The sequence below is a fragment of the Acinetobacter sp. A2 genome (assembly GCF_048537555.1).
Taxonomy (GTDB): Bacteria; Pseudomonadota; Gammaproteobacteria; order Pseudomonadales; family Moraxellaceae; genus Acinetobacter.
The window spans coordinates 361,067-383,900 of the sequence record NZ_CP183239.1; the positions used below are offsets into that span (position 1 = coordinate 361,067).

The 22,834-nt window shown below is 42.3% G+C and carries 22 protein-coding genes; 14 read left to right on the forward strand and 8 right to left on the reverse strand.

Translation table 11 applies throughout. The features are described 5' to 3' along the window. The first annotated feature begins 110 nt into the window (after positions 1-110). Positions 111-1,316: a type II secretion system inner membrane protein GspF gene (gene gspF / locus ACNS8M_RS01610; RefSeq protein WP_419225041.1), complete on the forward strand. Its 1,206-nt coding sequence runs from the start codon at positions 111-113 to the stop codon at positions 1,314-1,316. 76 nt (positions 1,317-1,392) lie between these two features. Next, entirely contained in the window at positions 1,393-1,827 is a 435-nt protein-coding gene (gspG, locus tag ACNS8M_RS01615; protein WP_104852975.1) for a type II secretion system major pseudopilin GspG, read from the forward strand. A gap of 134 nt (positions 1,828-1,961) precedes the next feature. Here the strand turns inward: gspG and lnt are convergent, their stop codons facing one another. Together lnt and ACNS8M_RS01625 are read right to left on the reverse strand one after the other, a co-directional pair. Beyond that, positions 1,962-3,518 carry an apolipoprotein N-acyltransferase gene (gene lnt / locus ACNS8M_RS01620; protein WP_168525215.1) on the reverse strand — a complete coding sequence of 519 codons (1,557 nt, stop codon included), beginning with the start codon at positions 3,516-3,518 and terminating at the stop codon, positions 1,962-1,964. After that, entirely contained in the window at positions 3,515-4,354 is an 840-nt protein-coding gene (locus tag ACNS8M_RS01625) for a CBS domain-containing protein (protein ID WP_104852977.1), read from the reverse strand. Before ACNS8M_RS01625 ends, lnt begins: the two co-directional genes overlap by 4 nt. Before the next feature lie 199 nt (positions 4,355-4,553). On the opposite strand from ACNS8M_RS01625, the gene tusA reads away from it, so the two are divergent. Together tusA and ACNS8M_RS01635 are read left to right on the forward strand one after the other, a co-directional pair. Then, the gene (tusA, locus tag ACNS8M_RS01630) at positions 4,554-4,811 is read left to right on the forward strand and encodes a sulfurtransferase TusA (RefSeq protein ID WP_180060555.1); all 258 of its coding nucleotides are present in this window, start codon (positions 4,554-4,556) and stop codon (positions 4,809-4,811) included. Positions 4,812-5,308: 497 nt separating this feature from the next. Beyond that, positions 5,309-6,967 carry an autotransporter outer membrane beta-barrel domain-containing protein gene (locus ACNS8M_RS01635; RefSeq protein WP_419225042.1) on the forward strand — a complete coding sequence of 553 codons (1,659 nt, stop codon included), beginning with the start codon at positions 5,309-5,311 and terminating at the stop codon, positions 6,965-6,967. A gap of 137 nt (positions 6,968-7,104) precedes the next feature. Here the strand turns inward: ACNS8M_RS01635 and ACNS8M_RS01640 are convergent, their stop codons facing one another. Together ACNS8M_RS01640 and ACNS8M_RS01645 are read right to left on the reverse strand one after the other, a co-directional pair. Further along, positions 7,105-8,238 (reverse strand): hypothetical protein, encoded by a 1,134-nt coding sequence (locus ACNS8M_RS01640; protein ID WP_104852982.1) that lies wholly within the window; start codon positions 8,236-8,238, stop codon positions 7,105-7,107. Between the two features lie 408 nt (positions 8,239-8,646). After that, entirely contained in the window at positions 8,647-10,359 is a 1,713-nt protein-coding gene (locus tag ACNS8M_RS01645; RefSeq protein ID WP_419225043.1) for a 4Fe-4S dicluster domain-containing protein, read from the reverse strand. A gap of 195 nt (positions 10,360-10,554) precedes the next feature. Between ACNS8M_RS01645 and ACNS8M_RS01650 the strand changes: the two genes are divergently transcribed. The 6 genes from ACNS8M_RS01650 to ACNS8M_RS01675 all read left to right on the forward strand — a co-directional run bounded on the left by ACNS8M_RS01650 (position 10,555) and on the right by ACNS8M_RS01675 (position 16,697). Beyond that, on the forward strand, positions 10,555-11,166 hold the full coding sequence (locus tag ACNS8M_RS01650; RefSeq protein WP_004975967.1) for a DUF1285 domain-containing protein: 612 nt from the start codon (positions 10,555-10,557) through the stop codon (positions 11,164-11,166). A gap of 46 nt (positions 11,167-11,212) precedes the next feature. Next, the gene (murI, locus tag ACNS8M_RS01655; RefSeq protein WP_419225044.1) at positions 11,213-12,088 is read left to right on the forward strand and encodes a glutamate racemase; all 876 of its coding nucleotides are present in this window, start codon (positions 11,213-11,215) and stop codon (positions 12,086-12,088) included. A gap of 85 nt (positions 12,089-12,173) precedes the next feature. Beyond that, positions 12,174-13,193: a DUF4062 domain-containing protein gene (locus ACNS8M_RS01660; protein WP_168417547.1), complete on the forward strand. Its 1,020-nt coding sequence runs from the start codon at positions 12,174-12,176 to the stop codon at positions 13,191-13,193. Between the two features lie 65 nt (positions 13,194-13,258). Then, the gene (hemH, locus tag ACNS8M_RS01665) at positions 13,259-14,272 is read left to right on the forward strand and encodes a ferrochelatase (protein ID WP_168460391.1); all 1,014 of its coding nucleotides are present in this window, start codon (positions 13,259-13,261) and stop codon (positions 14,270-14,272) included. 18 nt (positions 14,273-14,290) lie between these two features. Continuing rightward, on the forward strand, positions 14,291-14,935 hold the full coding sequence (locus ACNS8M_RS01670) for an MBL fold metallo-hydrolase (protein WP_419225045.1): 645 nt from the start codon (positions 14,291-14,293) through the stop codon (positions 14,933-14,935). A gap of 379 nt (positions 14,936-15,314) precedes the next feature. Then, entirely contained in the window at positions 15,315-16,697 is a 1,383-nt protein-coding gene (locus tag ACNS8M_RS01675) for a transposase (RefSeq protein WP_317305210.1), read from the forward strand. 264 nt (positions 16,698-16,961) lie between these two features. On the opposite strand, the gene ACNS8M_RS01680 is transcribed toward ACNS8M_RS01675, so the two are convergent. Beyond that, positions 16,962-17,135, reverse strand: a complete 174-nt coding sequence (locus ACNS8M_RS01680; protein WP_004975985.1) for a DNA gyrase inhibitor YacG — start codon at positions 17,133-17,135, stop codon at positions 16,962-16,964. Positions 17,136-17,221: 86 nt separating this feature from the next. Between ACNS8M_RS01680 and ACNS8M_RS01685 the strand changes: the two genes are divergently transcribed. Further along, the gene (locus ACNS8M_RS01685; protein ID WP_317097759.1) at positions 17,222-17,917 is read left to right on the forward strand and encodes an SAM-dependent methyltransferase; all 696 of its coding nucleotides are present in this window, start codon (positions 17,222-17,224) and stop codon (positions 17,915-17,917) included. A gap of 6 nt (positions 17,918-17,923) precedes the next feature. Further along, positions 17,924-19,126, forward strand: a complete 1,203-nt coding sequence (locus ACNS8M_RS01690; RefSeq protein ID WP_168417543.1) for a TIGR03862 family flavoprotein — start codon at positions 17,924-17,926, stop codon at positions 19,124-19,126. Between the two features lie 6 nt (positions 19,127-19,132). On the opposite strand, the gene ACNS8M_RS01695 is transcribed toward ACNS8M_RS01690, so the two are convergent. Together ACNS8M_RS01695 and ACNS8M_RS01700 are read right to left on the reverse strand one after the other, a co-directional pair. After that, positions 19,133-19,684 (reverse strand): hypothetical protein, encoded by a 552-nt coding sequence (locus ACNS8M_RS01695; protein ID WP_168417542.1) that lies wholly within the window; start codon positions 19,682-19,684, stop codon positions 19,133-19,135. Between the two features lie 41 nt (positions 19,685-19,725). After that, a complete protein-coding gene (locus ACNS8M_RS01700; protein WP_419225046.1) occupies positions 19,726-20,502 on the reverse strand; it encodes a class I SAM-dependent methyltransferase in 777 nt (258 codons plus the stop codon). Positions 20,503-20,622: 120 nt separating this feature from the next. On the opposite strand from ACNS8M_RS01700, the gene ACNS8M_RS01705 reads away from it, so the two are divergent. After that, positions 20,623-21,891, forward strand: coding sequence for a hypothetical protein (locus ACNS8M_RS01705; RefSeq protein ID WP_419225048.1), 1,269 nt, complete (start codon positions 20,623-20,625; stop codon positions 21,889-21,891). 120 nt (positions 21,892-22,011) lie between these two features. Next, positions 22,012-22,212, forward strand: a complete 201-nt coding sequence (locus ACNS8M_RS01710; protein ID WP_168460379.1) for a hypothetical protein — start codon at positions 22,012-22,014, stop codon at positions 22,210-22,212. Between the two features lie 47 nt (positions 22,213-22,259). Here ACNS8M_RS01710 and ACNS8M_RS01715 read toward each other — a convergent pair whose 3' ends face one another. After that, complete coding sequence (locus tag ACNS8M_RS01715) at positions 22,260-22,787, reverse strand: hypothetical protein (protein ID WP_419225049.1); 528 nt, start codon at positions 22,785-22,787, stop codon at positions 22,260-22,262. Between the last annotated feature and the right edge of the window lie 47 nt (positions 22,788-22,834).

Here is a 22,834-nt window from a genome sequence, read left to right on the forward strand (position 1 = left end):
GTGTTGGCTTGTGATAGAGTGAGCACAGAATTTATATCTAAGAATATGAATGATTTTAGTGGTCAGACGCAACTGCGCTGCAAGAAATTTTGGAAAATTAGAGCATTACAATGCCAGCATATCAATTTACTGCCATTGACGCTTCAGGGAAGCAGCAAAAAGGTGTTTTAGAGGGCGATTCTGCACGTCAAATTCGTCAGCAATTGCGGGACAAAGAATGGATTCCTGTCAGTGTCGATGCCGTTGAACAGAAAGATAAGCACAGCGGCAGACAGTGGTTTCAGAAAAAAATTACCGCCTATGATTTGGCTTTGCTGACCCGACAATTGTCAGTATTGGTGGCAGCCTCAATTCCATTGGAAGAAGCGGTTCGTGCAGTGGGCAAGCAAAGTGAAAAAGCGCACGTGCAAAATTTGCTGATGTCGGTGCGCTCCAAAGTACTAGAAGGCTATTCACTGGCCAATGCTTTACAGCAATCGGGACGTTTTCCAGACTTATATATTGCGACCATTGCCGCAGGTGAGCGTTCAGGGCATCTGGATTTAATTCTGGAACAATTGGCAGACTACACCGAAAATCGTTTTGCCATGCAGAAAAAAATTCAAGGCGCCATGATTTATCCCATCATTTTAATGCTGATGTCCTTTGCGATTGTAATGGGCTTAATGACCTATGTGGTGCCCGACATTGTTAAAACCTTTGACCAAAGTAAAGATGCTTTGCCGTGGATTACCGTAGCTTTAATGAAAGCCAGTGATTTTATCCGTGCAGCATGGCTATTTTTACTGGTGGCATCGGTGATTGGGGTTTTATTGTTGGCTCGTTTTTTACGTACTCAGGCAGGGCATTATGCCTTTGACCGTTTAACCTTAAAATTGCCGTTATTTGGCAAGTTATCACGCGGTATTAATGCAGCACGTTTTGCCAGTACCTTGTCTATTCTGACTCAGTCAGGTGTGCCGTTGGTCGACGCGCTGAAAATAGGAGCGGCAGTTAGCAATAATTGGGTGATTCGTGATTCTGTCAATTTGGCAGCAGAAAAAGTGACCGAAGGTGGTAACTTGGCGACTCAATTGGAGCGGAGTGGTTATTTTCCACCGATGATGGTACAAATGATCAAAAGTGGCGAAGCCTCGGGTGAGTTAGACCGCATGTTGTCACGTGCCTCGGTGATGCAGGATCGTGAAGTGACCACGCTGATTTCAACCTTGTTGGCACTGTTGGAACCGCTCATGTTAGTGTTGATGGCCAGTATTGTATTGGTGATTGTAATTGCGGTGATGCTGCCAATTGTGAATATGAACAATATGATTTAAATCGTTTTGAAGCATCCTTCTTCAAACTGAACTTAAAATAAATGTCGAATTGATATAAATACATGAGAGAAATTGAATGAAACGGAATCAACTCAATAAGCAATCTGGTTTTACCCTGATTGAAGTGATGGTGGTGATTGTCATTTTAGGGGTGTTGGCTGCCTTAATCGTACCGAATGTGATGGGACGTGGTGAAAAAGCCAAAGTGGATACCACTGCCATTACTTTAAAAGGAGTAGCAGGGGCGCTGGATCAATATAAACTCGACAATGGTAAATATCCATCTATGCAAGATGGCGGTTTAGATGCTTTGGTGAATCAGCCTGCATCGGCTAAAAACTGGTTGCCTGGCGGTTATGTGAAAGGGGGCTATCCGAAAGACAGTTGGGATAATGACATTCAATATGTGATTCCAGGTGCGGAAGGACGTACGTTTGATTTGTATTCATTTGGTGCAGATGGTCAGCAAGGTGGTGAAGGCACCGATGCCGATATTTATTATCAGCCTTAATGTTTATTGAATGTGGTATACGCTGCATTTATAAAGCAAATAGATTCAACATCTATAGCCGTTGTTATCGATATGATGAAATAAAAAACCGAGCATAGCTCGGTTTTTTAAGTTATTTTGCCTGAGCTGCATCATTAGCGCCGTGATTTAAACGAGACATCTACCTGACGTGGTCGATAAATCCAGCCCAGAATTAATAACAGCAATGAGAAAATCAGCACAGGCCAATCGCTGAGTCGACTATACAGTGTTTCACCTTGCATGGCAGGCAACTCACCGCGTAGCACAAACTCTTGATCCATTGGTGCTTGTTTTACAATACGACCATGATGATCAATAAATGCAGTCACCCCTGTATTGGTGGCACGAATAAACCAGCGTCCATTTTCTTTGGCACGCATTTGCACCATTTGTAAGTGTTGCAGCGGCCCTGCGGTACCAGTAAACCACGCATCATTAGATACGGTTACCAAAAAGTCACTTTGGCTGGCATTTCTGCGGGTCAGGTTCGGATAGGCTACTTCATAACAAATGGCTGCACCCAAATCATGCTGCTTAATGGAAAGCGGTTTTTGATCTGATGCACCCCGTGAAAAACCACTCATCGATGGGTCATTTTGCATAGCAGGTAAAACCCAGCTCAGTAAGCCTGAAAGTGGAATGTATTCACCAAAAGGCACCAAACGTTGTTTTTTATACAAGCCTTCTGCGGTATCACCTGTTGCCATAATACTGTTGTAATACATTGGATGTTGCTGAACTTGTGATTCTGGCAAGTCCCAGTACGGAATACCCGTGACCCATGAACTGCCTGTTTTCTCTGCCTGTGTTTTCATGGCATCTAAAAACGGTTCAATATCGGTCTGGAACATTGGAATTGAAGACTCCGGCCAGACAATAATGTCTCGTCCCCATTCGGTCCGGGTCAGGCGAGTATAAATTTCCAGTGTCTTGATTTGGTATTCTGTGAGCCACTTTAAGTCTTGTGGAATGTTGCCCTGAATCAGAGAAACCGACAGCGGCTTTTCTGCTTTTTCAGTCACAAAACTGAGTTGCGCTGCCCCCCATGCGCCCAAGAGTAAAATTGCAGATGGAATAAGCCAGAAGATTCGTTTTTTCAGGATTTCTACCAGTGCACAGGCCAGTAGAATGACCACAAAAGACACCCCGAAAATACCAAACAGCGGTGCATAGCTATCTAAAAAGCGTTCGGTGAAGGCATAGCCTGCAAATAGCCATGGAAAACCTGTAAATACCCAAGTTTTCGCCCATTCAAAAAATACCCACAGTGGAGCGAAGGTCAGAGGTGTTTCAGGGAAAAACCGCCGATACAACCACGTCTGCACGGCAGTAAACAGCCCCATGAGCAAGGCCATAATCGCAATCATCACCACGCTTAAAAAAGCGTTGGTATCGCCGTAGACATGAATAGATGTATAGAGCCAGAAAGCACCAACAAACCAAAGCCCGATCCCGTAAGACCAACCGATAAAGAAAGCCTGTTTAGGGTTGCGTTTGCTTAAGCTGGCATACAGTAAAGCTGGTGACAGCAGGGCAATCCACCAGTAATGATAAGGGGCAAGTGCCAGACTAAATACGGCACCTGCTAACAGCGCAATGATGAGTGGATAAATCAGAGGCAGTTGTTGATGTTCTGAAGCATTGGACAGCTTGGAAAAAAAAGACCTCATTGACGTACGGCTCGAATCAGATGAATAGTGCGGGCATCTGCTTCAAGAATGGTGAACTCCCAATTGCCAATCACAATCACTTGTCCTTGCAAGTCACTCACTAAACCAATTTCTTGAAGCAATAAACCACCCACAGTTTCTACTTCATCGTCAGAAAAATCTGCATCTAAAACATTGTTAAAATGTTCGATTGGTGTAAGTGCTTGTACCAGCCAAGTGTTTGCAGTTTTCGGGTCATTATCTGGAATAATGTATTCTGCTTCTTCGTCTATATTGTCGTGTTCATCTTCAATTTCACCGACAATCTCTTCCAAAATGTCTTCTAGCGTGACCAAACCTGAAGTGGTGCCGTATTCATCAATCACAACCGCAATATGGGTTTGAGTGTTTTTAAGCATGCGCAATACTTGGTCTGAACGTGCACTTTCAGGCACAAACAATGGCTGACGCATGAGGGCACGAATATCGACTTTAGTTCTTTGTTCGGTCAGTAATGGCAATAAATCTTTTGCCAATAAAATTCCCACCACATTGTCTGGTTGGTCAGATGAAAACACAGGAAAACGTGAATGTGCCGATTCGACCAAAACGTGCAGAATGTCGAGTAACTCGTCATCTTCCTGCAAGCTAATCATCGCGGTACGTGGGGTCATCACTTCACGAATTTTGGTGGCAGGTAAATCCAGAACACCTTCGAGCATTGCCACCGTATCGGGTTCTAAAAAACGACGTGAATCTTGTACTAATTTTAGCAATTCATCGCGGGTTTCTGGCGCGGTGCCTAACCATTTTCTTAAGCCACGCATACCCCACGATGGGCCTGATTCCTCGTGCATGATCTTTCCTAAAGACTCTTTATATCTAAAAAACTTAGCTTAATCATACCTTAGAAAACACAGTTGTCTATTGCTAATCTTGGTAGAAAAGTAGGGCAAAGACGTCATGCGCAAATGCTGTGGGATGCAGCGGCAACACATCAAATAAGAGTGTGCTTTATGCTAAACTAACGCGATGTTTTAAATACCGAGTCTGTGCATGTCTGAACTTCCTCTCACACCTAGCATTCAATTAAATACGCGCGGTTTGCGTTGCCCTGAACCTGTGATGATGTTGCATCAAGCCATTCGCAAATCTAAATCGGGCGATGTAGTTGAGGTTTTTGCAACAGACAACTCTACGTCTTGGGATATTCCAAAATTTTGCATGCATTTAGGGCATGAGTTGTTATTGCAAGAAGAGCGCCTAGATGAGCAAGGCAATAAAGAGTTTCACTATTTGGTGAAAAAAGGTTAATGAAAAAGTATTCGCACTGAAACCGCCCATCATGAAATAACGATAACTATAAAAATAATGTGATCAATACAGGCATATTTCATTTGTTATTTGTGCAAATTGAAATATGCCTTTTGTGTTTTTGAACGTCCAAGACATCTTTATTTTTTTAATGATTCAAATATTGAACCCGCATCACAGCTCAAACTGAAAAATGCTGAAAGTATCCATTTCTTGCGTTAGGCATCGCACATTTTTGGGGGATGCTTTTTAACTTTTATGCATTTTTTTAGCTTGCTGTGTGCTGGTGCAAAATTATGCGACGTTATGTGTAAGGTGTAAAAAACCATTTGTAAAATGTGAACTTAGATTGTATTTTAATTATTGATTTTTAACAAAATAATTTAAATTATTTTTTAATATATGAAAAAATTAGCCTATAATGCGATCAGTTTATTGAGTTCGATTGCAGAATATTTGGGGATAAAGGCTTTACCAAATCGGGTGAAGGCAAGTTGGTGTTTACAGGCAATAACCAGTATTTGGGCGATTCGATTGTGCGCGGTGGTGTGCTGGAAATTAATGGCAATAATGGGCCATCAAAATTTCAGTTGCATGCAGGTGAGCTAACGGGCTATGGCCGTATTGCAGATGTGCAGCAAACTGGTGGCTGGCTGAATAATGAAGGCAATTTAACCATCACAGGCAACTATTCGATGCAGATTGCTGCAGATCAGCAGCAACATGCGGGTTTTAAAGCACGTTTTGGCAATTTGCTGACGGTAACGGGAACCGCCAATTTGGCAGGGACTTTGAACCTGTTTGATGAAGTGCCACTTGATCAGCCACTTATTACTGCACAAGGTTCACAAACTACCGTATTACGTGCGCAACAAGGCGTACAGCGTGAGTTCGATGCTTATCGCTCAAGCAATCCATTATTTGAGTTGACACAAGTTAGTTATCGTCCTGAACTGAATGCAACGGGCGAGCCTGTACGTGCGGCAGATACAATCAATACCGATGTGGTGATTACGGCAAAGCGTAAATCGACTGAAACGGTGGCGGCTCTTGCTGCTGAACTTGAAGGACGTACTCAGGTTGCCCGTAATTTAGATGTAGTTTTAGCAAGTCTTGATCAGAAACAACAGTTAGAAACGCTGGAAGATGCTGAAAAAGTTTTTGCCAATCGCTTATTTAACAATTTTGCTCAAACTATACGTTATAGCAATGCTGCTGAAAGTACAGTTTCTACGCAGGCATTGAATCAACTGTTTCATCAACTTGATCCAAGTTTTTATGCCAATACCGTTTTAAATGTCGCAGAAGAAAGCAGCAAGCAAGAACGTCAGTTTGCACAGCGTTTGGCAACCGCACAACCCAAACAGCTTTGGTTTTCGGGTGATTACCAAAGTTATGATATGGATTATGTCGGCTTAAATAGTGAGCGCCGTAGTCATCATCAAGGTGTTGGTGTGGCAACAAAACTGGCAGGGATGACCTTGGCAGCGCAGGCCGATTTCAGTCAACTGAACTTAGATGATGCCGTACAAACAGGCTCAAAAAATAGCAGTCAGAGCAAAGCCTATGCACTAACTATGGGGACAGCACAGCAGCTTAATCGTGATTTAAGTGTCGCGGCATGGTTAAAAGGCATGCAGGTGGATGTTGACGCGCAGCGTGGTCATGCTCAAGCACAAAAAATACAGTTTGATGGACAAATGTATGCCGCAGGTTTGCGTCTAGATTATAGCTATCCACTCAGTCAAAAAATGCAGATTCAACCGTATTTAGACGCTTCGTTCCAACATTATGTTCATGCCGAACAAACTCAGCAGGATGGTGTCAACAGCTTAGATGATTTGGTGATGCAGCGCTGGAATTTTGGTGCAGGTTTGCAAGCCAATTACCAGTTGAATCCAGCATGGCAATTGCAAGGCAGCTTGTATTACAGCCAACCGATTCAGGAAAAAGCATATTTAGATACCCATTATGTAGGCACAGCGGAGAAACTGAAGTTTGATGCATGGCATGCCGATCAAGGTCAATATCATGCTGCCTTAGGTTCACAACTTCACTTTGGACAACATAGTTTTCTCAATTTGAATTATGAATATAGCGGGCGATCACATAGCGACAGTCATCGGGTACAGTTGGCGGTAACGACTCGATTCTAATTGATCGTTTTATTCATGAGAAAGTCATGAAAAAGCGTAGATTTGCGTATGAATGAGAAGTTTGAATCTTGATTGAAACAGCCATGTAGATAAATCTGCATGGCTGTTTTTTAGATCACAGTCAAATGGACTGAGTTTTAGACCGCATAGCGACTCATTAAAGTCAGTGGTGCTTTGGACTGTAAATAATCGGCAGGAATAAATACGATATTGGCAGCGTGTTGCTGTGCTGCATCAATAATATGGTTGATCACATCGTCTGTGGCTTGTGCGCTGTCAGGTGCGTGCGCTTGATCTAGATAAATTCGTTGCTGGTCGGTATCGACCCAACCTGTCTGCATGTAGCCTTGTTGAACATATAAAGTATCGACATTATTTTGCAACACTGCCTGATAAATTTGCTGCAGATCGGTCACAACACGGTCACTGGCATAGAGTTCATCCAGTTGCTGCGCATGTTGCTGATGCAATTGTTGTTGATGGCTTTTTAGCTCGGTCTGAATACTGTCAATAATGTGTTGTGCGCTGCCTTGTTCTAGCTGAGTGACGTTATCTACACTGAAAATAATGGCATTGGGTTGGTCGCAAATAGATTCATAAAAACTGATATTGCGTCGATCACCCACAATGACCAAGCCCAATGGCTCACTGGCACGTACAGTTTGCACATTTTTATCGACACGGTTTAAAAACTCTTTGAGTAAACGGTCTTCATTGGCGGCTGTGGCACGTTCTGCACCGCTGGTGCTATATAAGTTATCATTTTGAACAGGAAATGCACCATGTGGCAGTCGTTCATTCAAGTCGCTGTCATCTACAGAAAACTCATGGATTACACGATCATTGGAGGCCTTAATCAGACGTCCAACTTCACGACTGATCACTACCACATAGTATTGCACTGCATAAGATAGCTCACGAATAAAATCACGCACTGAAAATTGTTGATCAATCACAATACGTTCTTGGGTAGGGAATGGCAGACGCAGTACTTGTGCACTGTCGGCTGTGGCAAAAATAGCCAGACTGTCTAAATGGTAGTTGGGATTCAAATCTTTGGTTTGATGATGAATCTGTTCTAAAATTTGTGCCACCAGACGTTTGTCATAGTCTGCCAACAGGCGTTCTTCGAGTTGTTTAAGTTGGTTTTTAAGAGCAATCACATCTTGCTGATTGTCTGGAAAGGTACGATGTGTGGGTAGAAATAAGCTGACTGCAGGTTGTGCCTGCACATTTTTAAGTTGGTTGAGGGTGTCTGTTAAATTAAGCATGTTGGAATTCCTCTTCTAATGAAAATAAGAAGAACAACCAAATGCTTGAGCAAGATAAAACTCAAAGTACTGCTTTATACTCCACTCAAGTCAGTTTTAGTCAGCATCTACAACATTTTGCTACCGTGCTAAGTGCTGCATAAAATGCCGAATAGCATTGTATAAAAGCTGACAAAACAACATTTTCGGTTGTTCAAGTCTGAAAAAAACGAAATAAAAAACTAAAAATAGAAAAGATAAAAAATAAGCAAAAACAGCATAACAAGGAAAGTTATTCAATCGCCTGCTTTTGAATAGAGAAATACCTGAAAAATGTAAGGGATTATGAGACCTTGGTAATTTTGTAAACTGTGTATAAAAAAGCAGTGCCGAGGCACTGCTTTTGGGTTTCTCAATTGCGATTCGCAATTACATATTCGGGTAATTCGGACCACCGCCACCTTCAGGTGTTACCCAAGTGATGTTCTGTGATGGGTCTTTAATGTCACAAGTTTTACAGTGCACACAGTTCGCTGCGTTAATCTGGAAGCGTTTTGAACCATCATCATTTTCCATGATTTCATAAACACCTGCAGGGCAGTAGCGTTGAGCTGGCTCATCCCATTTTGGTAAGTTCACGTTTACAGGAATGTCTGCATTGGTTAATTTCAAATGTGCAGGTTGGTTTTCTTCATGCACAGTATTGGATACAAACACCGAAGATAAACGGTCAAAAGTCAGCTTGCCATCTGGTTTTGGATAGTTCGGTTTAAAGCTCACTGCATCTACAGTTTTGAGTGCGCTAAAGTCAGGCACTAAATCATGCAGGGTAAATGGTACTTTAAACACGTTCTGGTCGATAAAGTTAAACGCACCACCCATCCATTGACCAAACTTATGCATTGCAGGGCCAAAGTTACGTGCGCTATAAAGTTCTTCTTTCAGCCAGCTGTTGTTGAATTTTTCTGTGTAGGCAGTCAATTCTTTAACAAAGAAATCTTCGCCTTCAGTGACACGGGCAATTGCTAAATCACCGCCTTTTGCGACACCCGCAGCAATCGCTTCAAATACCGCTTCACCGCAAAGCATGCCAGATTTCATGGCTGTGTGAGAGCCTTTGATTTTGGCAAAGTTTAAGAAGCCCGCATCATCACCAATTAAAGAACCACCAGGGAAAGTGAATTTTGGCAATGAGTTAAAGCCACCTTTAGTCACTGCACGCGCGCCATAAGAAATACGTTTACCACCTTCCAAATATTGCTTGATCAGTGGGTGAGTTTTCCAGCGTTGCATTTCCATAAATGGATACATGTGTGGGTTGGTATAAGACAAGTCCACAATCATACCCAAAGTCACTTGGTTGTTTTCTGCGTGGTATAACCACCAACCGCCAGAAGAACCCGTTTCACTTAATGGCCAGCCTGCACCGTGCATAACTAAGCCAGGTTTGTGCTTGGCAGGGTCAATTTCCCATAACTCTTTAATACCAATCCCGTAGTGTTGTGGGTCAGCATCTTTATCCAAATTGAATTGCTGGATTAAATGCTTACCTAAATGACCACGACAGCCTTCTGCGAAAATGGTGTATTTGGCATGTAGTTCATAACCCGGTGTGAAGTTATGCGTTGGCTCGCCATCTTTAGCAATGCCCATGTCACCAGTTTGGATGCCTTTAACCGTACCATCGGCATGGTAAAGAATTTCAGATGCCGCAAAGCCAGGGAAAATAGAAACTTCTAATTCTTCGGCTTTTTGACCTAACCAACGCACCACGTTGCCTAACGAGATCACGTAGTTACCATCGTTATGCATGGTTTTAGGCACCATCCAATGCGGTGCTTGCTGAGCTTTTTCAGGTGACATCAAGAAGAAAGTTTTATCTTCAGTCACAGGCACATTTAAAGGCGCACCTTCTTCTTTCCAGTTAGGAAATAACTCGTTGATGGCGCGAGGCTCAAGAATTGCACCCGAAAGGATATGCGCACCAACTTCAGAGCCTTTTTCGACCACACAAACGGACAGATCATTTAAATTGTTTTCAATTGCAAGTTGACGAATTTTGATCGCAGCAGAAAGACCCGCAGGGCCTGCGCCTACGATGACTACGTCAAACTCCATCGATTCACGTTCGATGTGTTCCATGTAGGACTCCTCATATAATTGAAGGTGGCAACCGCATCAAGCAACGGTGCTGCCATGAGTATTTTTAGTTGCCAGACACAAATTTAATCGTGTCTTTTACAGTATGGGTAAGTATTGTGAGCTAGTATAGTTTTAAACCGAGTCTTAGCCAATTGGCTGAATCGTATTATTTTTCCGTCAGTAAGGTACTGCAGCATGAAGCATGACGATAATTCAATCAAACCGACAGAAAATGTAGCTACGGCTGATAATAAAAATTTAATGCACATTGCACAATATATAAAAACTGGACAGTCAGGTCACAAAAGATCAATCCCTCCTTTGGAGCAATGGCATCCAAAGCATTGTGGAGCAATGGATTTGCTGGTCAAAGCCAATGGAGAATGGTGGCACGAAGGTCAATTGATCAAACGTCAGGCATTGGTTGATCTGTTTTCTAGTGTGTTATGGAAAGAGCAGGGCAAGTTTTATTTAAAAACCCCAGTGGAACAAATTGAAATCCAGGTAGAAGATGAGCCTTTGTTCATCAATCAGGTTGATGTGGTCGAAATCGGACAGCAAAATTATATTCAACTTATCACTACACATCAGGATATTGTGATTGTTGATGCCGAGCATCCTATTTTTATGCGTGAATATGCAGGTGAGCTGCGTCCTTATGTGCATGTGCGTTTTGGTATTAATGCCCTGATTCAGCGTGCGGCTTTTTTACATTTGGTGGAATTGGGTGAGCTGAGTGAAAATGCGCAGGGCGAAACGATTTTATCATTGAAAAGTGGTGATTTGCACTTGCATTTAAGCAGCTGAGGTTTAAGCTTTATTCATCCCATTTTGTATTGCTGAATCTCTTGCTATGACAGCCATTCATCCTGTTTCGCCCTTAAATCAAGCCATGCCAAAAGCACAAGCCAGTGCGCCAATTGGTATTTTTGATTCGGGCATAGGAGGCTTGTCAGTTGCCATTGAAATTGCAGAATATTTGCCCAATGAGCGCATCCTTTATTATGCCGATACTGCACATGTGCCGTATGGCCCACGTGATGATCAAAATATTCGAGAACTCACTGCAGCTGCAATCGAATGGTTATATCGACAAGGTTGTAAAGTTGCGGTCGTGGCGTGTAATACTGCTTCTGCTTTTAGTCTAGATTATCTGCGCGATCATTACGGCGAAGATTTTCCCATTATTGGTTTAGTGCCTGCTTTAAAGCCTGCCGTATTAAATAGCCAAAGCAAAACTGTGGCTGTACTTGCGACGCCTGCGACTTTTCGCGGACAACTTATTAAAGATGTGATGCAGCGTTTTGCGATTCCTGCTCAAGTGCAAGTCTTGAATGTCACCAATCTAGATTTAGTGCCTTTTGTTGAGCAAGGGGCGCAAATGAGTGAGGCATGTTTAAGTTCCTTACAGCAGAGTTTGCAACCTGTGGTCGATCAGGGCGCGGACTATTTGGTACTCGGTTGTACCCATTATCCTTTCCTAAAACCTGCGATTGAGTCCATTTTTGGTCAGAAACTGACATTAATTGACTCAGGAATTGCCGTTGCGCGTCAAACTTCCCGCATTTTAATTAAAAATGAGTTATTATTTGAACAAAGTTTGGCAGATACTTTACAAATTGAGTGTTATGTCAGCGGGAACAATGCAGAACAATTAAAGCCCGTGTTGCAGCATCTTATTCCAGGCAATATTTCTTGGAGTATCGCAAATGTGGATGCTGACAACTGACTTTATGACAATTTTTATCATTGGGGATATGCAGGACACGTAAACGGTTCGTGACGTGTAATGTGTAACGGAGAAGGGGAAACCAATGCTCGATAAGCGCTATCAGGTCTTTATCTCGACTTCTGGGGCAGATATGCAGCCAGAACGGGTGATCTTGGCTCAAACATTGGTGGGAATGGGTTTTTTTTCGTGGGGATTAGAGCAACGCACCCCACTCAGTACCGCTTTTGCACGTCGTCAAATTGATGATTGCGATTATGTGGTGATATTACTGGGCAGCCAATATGGTGAGCAATCGGTATCGGGCGTGGGTTACATGCATTTAGAATATATCTATGCCGTGACCAAACAAAAACCGATTGTGGTTTTTATGCATGAAGATCCAGATTCAAGAGATCCATCGTTACATGATGAAAAGCCTGAACTGCGTGAAAAATTTAAAGAATTTCGCAAATTGCTACAGCAAGAGGTTGATCAGGTCTTTAGCTACCGAACCATGCGTGATTTAGAGTTGGCTGTTCGTTTTAACATGTCGCAAATGTTGGAGCGTTATCCGACCACAGGTTGGGTGCGTCCACAAAATACGCAAGCCTTGCATGATGAAATTGAGCGTTTAAAGAATAAATTAAGACAATTAGAAACTGAAATTGGTAAGCGTGAAGAAGACCCATTTTTAAACTTACCCAAAGTGTCTATGCATGAGCCTTATCGGTTTGAATATCGTATGCATGCCTATCAGGATGGTAATTTTAAAGAATTAAAGATTGAAAAAAGTCTAACTTGGGCGCAGTTGCTTGCTGTGCTTGGCAGCACTTTTATTCACCCGACACCTGAAGAATATTTTTCTAAACGCATGAATGAATATTTAAATGAAACGGGGCTGGATGATGCACGTCGGATCATGCCACGTGCGCATGCGGTTGCTCGTTCGCAAATTAATATTCGGGCTTTGCACAATATTAAAATGCAAATGCGTCAGAATGACTGGATTGTGCAAGCAGGCCGCGATGACCGACAACGGATGCTCTGGCAAACCACCCTGAAAGCGCAAAAGTTGTTAGAGAGTAATTTGCTAGATCAGGTCCAAGCAAAGACACCGTATTAATCTATCAATCAGTGCTCAAAAAACTGTTAAAGTAGCGGGGTTCGATCAGTAGACAAGAGGGCTGAATGTTGCCTACAGCAAAACCCAAAGTAACCGTTCTTTTAGCCAATTTAGGTACGCCTGATGAACCTACTGCAAGTGCAGTACGCCGTTTTTTAAAGCAGTTTTTGTCTGATCAGCGCGTGATTGAAATCCCTAAACCGATTTGGCAAATTATTTTAGGTTTATTCATTTTGCCGTTTCGCCCCAAACGTGTTGCGCATGCGTATGCCATGGTATGGCAGCAAGATTCACCCATGCGGGAAATTTTGCTGCAACAGGTTGCGGCTTTAAAGCAACAGTTGGCATCACAGTATCCAGAGATTGAATTAGATATTGTGCCTGTGATGACCTATGGCAATCCAGGGATTCAGCAAGCGTTAGCACGTTTGAGTCAAAACCCGCCTGATCATGTGATTTTATTTCCGCTGTTCCCGCAGTATTCAGCTACATCCACTGCGCCTTTGTACGATGCCGTTGCCCACTGGATTCCGAAGCAACGTAATTTACCTGGGCTGTCGATCATTCGTGATTATTATCAGCATCCTTTATATATACAGGCTTTGGCACAAAGTGTACGTGACTTTCAGGCCGAACATGGTGTGGCAGAAAAATTGTTGATGTCATTTCATGGCATTCCACAACCCTATGCAGATAAGGGCGACCCTTATGCCGAGCGTTGCCGTATCACTGCGCAATTGGTTGCCGATGCATTGAATTTAAATGAACAGCAATGGGCAATCAGTTTCCAGTCACGTTTTGGCAAGCAGGAATGGGTTAAGCCCTATACGGATGTTTTGTTAGAAGAGTGGGGGCAGCAGGGGGTGAAATCTGTGCAGATCATGAGCCCTGCTTTTTCTGCAGATTGTCTGGAAACCCTAGAAGAATTAGCGATTCAAAATTCAGAGCTGTTTTTGCAGGCAGGTGGAGAGCAATACGCCTATATTCCTGCCTTAAATACCCGTGCCGATCATTTGGATTTGCTCAATCATTTACTTCAGGCTAATCTTGAGGCTTTAAAGCTTCAGCTCGCCCATTAAATTTTGAGGTCTAGACCTATGTTGCAAGTCAAAATTGTTCCTGTAACTGCATTTCAACAAAACTGCTCAATTGTTTGGGATGCTGAAACCAAAGAAGCAGTTTTGATTGATGCGGGTGGTGAACCTGAAAAATTAAAATCCGAAGTAGAAGCTTTGGGTTTAACCGTAAAAGCCTTATGGCTAACGCATGGACATTTAGACCATGCTGGTGCAGTGGGTGCTTTGCAACATCACTGGAATGTTCCTGTGATTGGTCCACAGAAAGAAGATGCATTTTGGCTAGATCAGTTGCAAGAAGTGTCTGCGCGTTATGGTTTTCCTATCCCTGAACAAGTCACTGTGAGCCAGTGGCTAGACGGTGGTGAAGTACTAAAACTTGGTGAAGAAAGTTTTGAAGTACGCTATGCCCCAGGACATACTCCAGGTCATGTGATGTTCTATAACGCCAAATATGGCATTTTGTGGACGGGTGATGTGCTATTTAAAGGGTCAATAGGTCGTACAGATTTTCCGCGCGGTAATCATCAACAATTATTAGATTCAATTCAGCGTGAGTGTTTCAGTTTGCCTGATGACACCCAGTTTATTTCAGGTCATGGGCCAATCAGCACCATTGGTTTTGAAAAACAGCATAACCCGTTTGTAGCAGGGCAAGCAGGTTAGAAGCAGTGTGTATTTATACTTTAAGAAAAAGTCAGCAGTCGCTGACTTTTTTATTTGCGAAAGGGATTATTCAGCATTTGTTTGCTTTCAATTGCAAACAGCATTGTAAAAATTGTCAGTAAGATGCCTATGCACAGCATGAGTAAATCATGCGCATATAGTCCAAAGCCTAAACTGCTGGTAGAGAGTAATTAACTATAACTAAAAATATAGACAAATATTTGCATAAGTGCTCATTTTGTCCATGTCGATTCAGTAGTGGCAAGGTGGGTATTTATTAGAGATTTAAATGATTATCTTTTGTATTTTAGGTGAGTGTCTTGGTATATTAGCATCCATATCTATTGATTATCCAATCCCTTAACCTAGGCATGACTTTGTGAAATTAACACGCATTCATCACTGTAAAAACTTGAATGTGCAAAAGTACAAACAGCTTGAGAAACAAGCTGTTTTACTTGGTCGTATTCGTAGCGAGGTGTGGGCTAAATATGGTGCTATTTCAGGTTTGAATATCAGTGACAGAGCTATTCGTGATGCGTGGATGAAAGAAAGTCGTGACTTTGGTGTTTCTGCAAATGCGTGGAAAGAAACGCTACGTGATTGCATAGGTGATATTAAAGCCTATCGAGAAGCATCAAAAGACAAAGTAAAGCAGGCGATCCGAAAACGCACCTCCTGTAATAATGAACAAAAAAGACTATACACCTTGCTTAAAAAAGATGAATGGATGACTGATAATTTCCTCCATCGTCAAATGCGTAATCACTTTAAGCATGGTGTTAATCACACACATAATCAAATTATTGTTCGTGCGGATATGTGTAAAACCTTTGAGTTAAATGGTCAATGTTGGCTTAAAGTGCCGAGTCTAGTCCCTCGACAAACCATTAAAATCCCATTAAATACGACTGTTGATTTTGCACCGCAAGGCACATTAAGAATTATTCTAAAAAATGGCAATATTGAAGTTCATTCAACCTATGATGCAGTTGAAACACAAGATTGTGGTCAGGAAACAGTAGGTGTTGATAAAGGGTACTCAGAAGCTTTTGTGGACTCTGATGGCGATGTATATGGGAGTGGTCTAGGCAAGCTGATCTCAAGTGAATCAGATTATTTAAATCAAAAGTACAAGCACAGAAACAAGCTCAGAGCGATTGCTAAAGCTAAACCACACAAGAAACAGAAAATTGAGTTAAATAATCTAGGTCGAAAAAAACTAGATAAGCGACAAGATACTCAAAAAGCAAAGCTCAAAACATTAATATTTACAGCAACTCACAAGTTGGTTGATAAAGCCAAAGTGATTGTTGCGGAAGATTTAACATCCCCAATTCAAAGTAAACGCAACTATGGCAAAAACACCAATAGACGCTTAAATACATGGGCTAAAGGTTTGTTAGCTAATGCCCTAACTTCTATATCTCACCGTAGAGGTTCTACGGTGCATCTAGTCAATTCTGCATATACTTCGCAAAGTGATTCTTTCTTGCATGGCCTTTTAATAGGTACACGTAAGGGAGATCGTTTTCACCGTTTCAATGGGGAAGTTGTGCAAGCTGATTGGAATGCTGCGAGAAACGTGCTTGCAAGATTAAACGACAATGAGATAAGTCGTTATACGCCTTATAAAACTGTAAAGCGTATATTGCAAGAACGGACTGACCGCTACAAGTCGGAACTGACCGACTCAGGCTCTAGTTACACGCTTGGCAACAAGACATTAACAGAGTGCGAATTAGTCCTTGAGTATGTTTGAATACATTTTAAGGAACAGTAAAATACACAGCATTACAATTCCTTTTAACATGATTTCCATGGTGAGATGTTCCTAGGTTATTTTTTGCTTTCTTTATTGTTATGTGCAGTGACGGAGTCACGAACAGTGCAAAGTATAACCTGTGCTATTTCTGCTGAAAGCAATTATAGAACAACTAAGTTTTGAGCAATTTTTCTAAAAATGTGAAAAATTCCATGAAACTGCGTGTAGTTTTAGGCAATATTTGGCGTGGTAATTTATTGCTTATTCTTCAGAATTTTCTGCTTGAGGCGCATCCTGCGTTGGCAGTCTGTATTCATCATTTGCCCATGCACCTAAATCAATGAGCTTGCAACGTTCGGAACAAAAGGGACGAAATGGATTATTTTCCCATTGCGAAGGTTCGCCACAACGTGGGCAAGGAAAAGTGCGTGGCATGATCAACTCCAAATGAAAAATGCAGGATTGGATTAGGCAAATAGCACCTGACTTGGTAGACTTGTGCCGAATTTTGTAAGTTTGATCTGATTATGCCAATTCGTCAATTTCAAGCACAGCGTATGCATGCCCCTCGTGATTTTCAAGCCATTGCCAATGAATCGGTTTGTGTAGAAATTGGGGCAGGAAAAGGCAAACACGCCCTATTGTTTAGCGGGCAGTATCCTGAGCACAAGTTGATTGCAATTGAACGCACCCGTGAAAAATTTTTGGCGATGCAAAAACAGCATCAGCTGGAAGGTCAGCAGAATTTACAGATTGTTCATGCCGATGCGATTCCATGGATTGTGCATGCTTTATTCCCTGCACAAGTGGCACAGTTCTTTATTCTTTATCCGAACCCAGAACCGCATAACGCCACGCAGCGTTGGTTGAATATGCCGTTTTTTGAGTTTTTACTGTCACGCCTACAAACAGGCGGCAGTATTACTTTGGTCAGTAATATTCCTGAATATATCGCAGAAGCACAGCAGCAGTTGATTGAGGTGTGGAAACTGCCGTTTATTCAGCAAGATGTACCTACAGATTCGGCACGTACCCATTTTGAAATTAAATATTTAGCCCGTGGCGAGCGTTGTCAGGAATTGCGTATCACTAAGCCAGCAGGTTATCAAACTCGTTTTGATGATTTTCAGCCTTTACAGGGACAGCAGCCAGTTTTAATGCCTGCTGAAACAGTTGAAACAAAATCTTCCGCAGACTCAAGCTCAGTTGCTGAGTAAATAGGCATGAAACAGCGCATTGCAATTATTGGTGCAGGCCCTGCTGGCTTAATGGCTGCCGAAGTGCTGAGTCAGTATGCCTATGAGGTGCATGTCTATGAGCAAAAACCTTCAGCAGCACGTAAATTTTTGATGGCAGGCAAAACGGGTCTAAATATTTCACATGCCGAACCAGTTGCACAATTTATTCAGCGTTATGATCAGGCGGAATGGTTGGCGCCATGGATTCAGCAATGGGATGCCACGTGGATTCAAAACTGGATGCAGGGTTTAGGTATTCAATCCTATGTAGGTTCATCGGGGCGGATTTTTCCACAAGAAATGAAAGCAGCCCCTTTACTGCGTGCTTGGTTAAAGCGTTTAGCCGATGCAAGTGTGCAATTTCATTATCGACATCAGGTGTGTGATTTAAAACACAATCAACTCAGTATTTTAAATTTAACTACGGCACAGACTGAGCAGCAGCAGTTTGCTGCAATTGTAATGGCATGCGGTGCGGTATCTTGGTCAAAACTGGGTAGCGATGGTGCATGGCAGCGTTGGTTGTCTGCCAATGAAATTCAGCCTTTTCAGGCCAGCAATGCTGGGGTGGAATGTCATTGGTCAAACTATATGCAGCCTGTATTGGGGCAGCCTTTAAAACGTGTGCAGGCATGGGTGGAAGGTACTGAGCCGAGCATGGGCGATATTGTGATCAGCCATTATGGTTTGGAAAGTGGCCTAATTTATAAGCAGGGGCGTGCGCTGCGACAGTTACAGCAAGCACAGCAACCAATGCAGTTATATCTAGATTTATTACCCGATTTAAGCATTGAGCAACTCAGTCAAAAGTTACAACCTTCTAAAAAACAGTCGTTAAGCAATGTATGGCGCAAGGCGGGACTTGATGCCGCAAAGGCTGCGATTGTACGTGAACTGGTGGATAAAACACTTTGGCAACAACCGCAACGATTGGCGCAGCAGATTAAAAAACTAAATGTGCCTTTAACAAGCTTTCGGCCGATTGAAGAAGCAATTAGCTGTGCGGGTGGGGTGAAGCGTGAGGTATTGTCGCCACAATTACAGTTAAATTCTAATCCTCAGGTTTTTCTTTGTGGTGAAATGCTGGATTGGGATGCTCCGACAGGTGGTTATTTGCTAACAGCCTGTTTTGCCACTGGCCGTGCTGCTGCTGAAGGGGTACATCAGTATTTACAGCAGCATCCCTAAAATGCATTATTCATCAAGCTGAGGATATTGCTCACGCCAATGTTCGAGTTGTTGCTGTGCTTGTAATAAATCTTGCAAACCTTGCTGGCGCTGTTCTGCACGAATTGGATATGCTGCTGTAGATGTTTGGCTGCTTAGATAAGCTGCTTGTTGTTCCCAATAATTGCTCATTAAACCTTGAATATAGCGCCCTTGTGGGGTTTTTAAATCTAAGTCTTTCAGCATGGCTAAGGCAGATTGCATATTGTCCTGTAAGCGGCTCTGTGCAAAGGCTGCATCAAGTTGCTTGGCTTCATGCAAGCGTTCCAATTCATCCAACATATCTTCACTCATTTGCTCGTGACGCTGTTCATAATCTGTCAGCAATTGAATATCATGCGAGTCATCTGCAGTCATTTCAAAGGGCTGAATTGCAGCCTGTTCGACCTGATTTTGCATGATTTGATCTTCTGGGCTGAGTTGGTCGGCATGCTCAACATTTTTCTGTTCGCAGGCAGTTAGACCCAAAGCCAGACCGATCAGCATGGGAGCAAGGGTGTGTTTGAAAGTAATCTGCATTGAAATGTGCTCCTTTTTTGGTTGATTTTTATGGCTTGGTTTTACCCATTTTTTTGATAGATAAACACATGGGTACAATAAGGAAATTCAATTGTATCTTGCGCATGTAGTCCGGTGTATTCCAGTACCAATTGTTCAAATTGTGTTTTGAGTTGTTGTTGCTGAGCGGCAGGCATTGCAGCGATAAAACTGGTCGAAAGCAGACGCTTGGAAACCACTTGCTCGACTGTGCCAACATGCCTGTGGTGAAATTGCTGTTCGTGGCGAAGTTGGAATAAATCTGTATCTGCAAATACCTGACGCCAGTCTTGATTGTGAAAGCGTGGTGTATCGCCCTCAAAAGGGAGAATCATTTCTGCGAGGACATTGACCCAATTCACTGAAATATCACGCTGATTCCAGATGAGTAACAAGTGAGCTTGAGGTTTTAAGATACGATGAATTTCCTTTAAACTTTGTAGATTGGCAAACCAATGAAAAGATTGTGCGCAGCTGACTAAATCAGCACATTGGGCAGGCAAGGGCAATTGCTCACTTCGTGCCTGAACGGTTGCAACTTGTGGGTAAAGTTGGCGTAATTCAGTTAACATGCTAGCAATGGGTTCAACTGCTGTAAGCTGCGTTGTTAGTTTGAGCAAATGCGGCAGGAACTTTCCTGTGCCAGAACCCAAGTCTACAATATGGCTATTCAGTGGAACTTGGAGCTGATCTTGCAGGAAAACATCGACTTCTTGCGGGTAACTGGGGCGAACTTGTTGATATAGGTTTGCCCCTAAAGCAAAGCCTTGTTGTGCGGCAGGATGTAGAGATTGTGTCATATTTTGCGATTTTTAATCTGCTGTGCATCTATAAAATAACATATTCACTTTTGAACTTGCGTACAGTGTATTCAAGTTTAAAGTAACGGTTTAATTCAGCGCCTTGGCGCCGGTGTGGGAATGGACAAACACATAATTTTTGAAGACGGACATATCCGCGCTATTTTCATGAAAGGCTCATCTCAGGAGCTGATTTTTTCTTTTGGCGATTTAATCACTCGTGCCAAAGGAACGTCTATTAACGCCGAAAAATCACTGGAAAAGTTTCATTTTAATGTGATTGGGGTGATGCCAAAGGAAAAATCATGGTTTCCTGAAGCATCTATGCGTGCCATGTTGGCAACCATTCAAGAGCTCATTGCCCCGTTTAAAGTCCGTGTCGGCTATGGCGGCTCTATGGGAGGCTATGCGGCAATTAAGTATTCTAATTTACTGGATTTAAACCGCATTGTGGCTTTGGTGCCGCAGTACTCGATTGACCCTGAAGATATTCACGACGCACGCTACAATATGTTTTACCATGCCGATGTGAATGCCAATATGCGTATTCAAGCGCAGGATGTATCGGCACAGCGTGAATATATTGTGGTTTATGACCAATACTATCCAGAAGATCGTGGGCATTATTTAAAAATACAGCCATTAATTCCGCATTTACATACCTTGCATTTGCCATTTACAGGGCATGATGCGATTGCGATTTTGGCTAACTCAGAATTATTAAATGACTTTTTGACCCATCCTTTTGATGCGCCGTTTTTTTACCAAAAAATTCGCAAGGTGAAAAAGAACAGTAAGTTTTACTATCGTAAAGTGATTGAAAATGTCTTACCGAATCACCGTTGGTCTTTAGGTCGTATTTTAAAATACAACAATTTACAGCTAGACAGTAATTTCTTTGATGCCAAGCTGAAACAAAACCTGATTCGTTCTTTATTGAGCAATAAACAGGTCGATCAGCACGACCTAAACAAATTGGGTCTGCAAATCCAGTTACCGTATGAAAATCGGAATGTATTGCTCGATCATTTTGGTCATGGTTTGGTGTTTAACATCATCAGCCAAAAAATTGAGAGCTATGCAGCAAATGCAATTGCCTTAAACCATAAATTTTTGATTCCGATTTATGCCAAAGGCAGTGGCTTGGTACAAATTTATCTAAACGATGAGCGCTACTTAATTAGTATGAATGATCGTCATGTCATGAAATTATGCAAAGAGCAAGATGCGCTTGCGGCAGGCATGCATCCCTTAATACTGAAAAAATATAGCGACTATTTTGTCTTGAGTTATAAGGATTTAAACCTGAGCAGCGATGAGTTTGGCGGCAACGACTTTGTAGAAGATTTACCAGATACTGCCAAATTTACTCTAGAACTTGAACAGTAGTCTGCAAAGTTTTAAAGCCTTAATTTCTATGGTTTAAATTTTAGACACTTGTATTGTTTTGCCATTGGGCTAAGATGGTCTTGAAACCTTGTTTTATTGATCATTCCAAGGGTAGTGTGTATGACCAAGTTGTTAATGCCTGCTGTGCTTGTTTTATTGTTCAGTTTAATTGTATCTGCAACGGCTTTTGTCGATGCGCCAGAGCCTAAAGCCTATTTATTCTTTGCTTTAGCTGTGTTGGTATTACTTGGGCTTAGCCTATATGTGTTCCGACAAATACAAAACTCTATTCGTTTTCACATGAATAAGCCTGCAGAATAATTGCAGGCTTTTTTATAATTTTAAAGCAAATCATCAATCCAATATTTTTATAGTTTAATCACTTTAATTTCTTCTTCAGATTCGTCACTTTGGGCAGCCTGAGTCTGTGCTTCCTGTGTCTGTGGCGTTGTAGTGGTTGGCGCAGGCGTTACATTTTGTGATGGTGTACTTAATGGCGCTTGATAGATCGGCACGGCTTGATCACTTTGCCCTGTAATCACTTCTTTGGTTTCCTGAATTTTATTATTGACCTGACCCGCCAGTTGCTGCCCTGTTTGCTTGGCTTGCGCTGCACCCTGACTGCCCAAAGTTTTGGCATTGTCTAAAGCCTGATGTGCCGATGGACGAATTTTCTCAATGCCTTTTTCTGTGACTTCACCCACTTTTTGTGCAGCCTGAATCACACCTTCCTGAGTTTTATAAGCCCAGACGTGTAATAAATTTGGATTGTCTGCATAAGGGCGAATCGGTTTGTGGCTTTGATTGTCTTGTGTAGGTTCAGAACTGTTTTGCGCACATACAGCAGCACTGCTGAGCAATAATCCAATGGCAATACCGAAACTGATTTTATTCATGTGTTGGCCTCTTTAAATACGCAGTGTGGTGGCTACTGAAAGCTTGA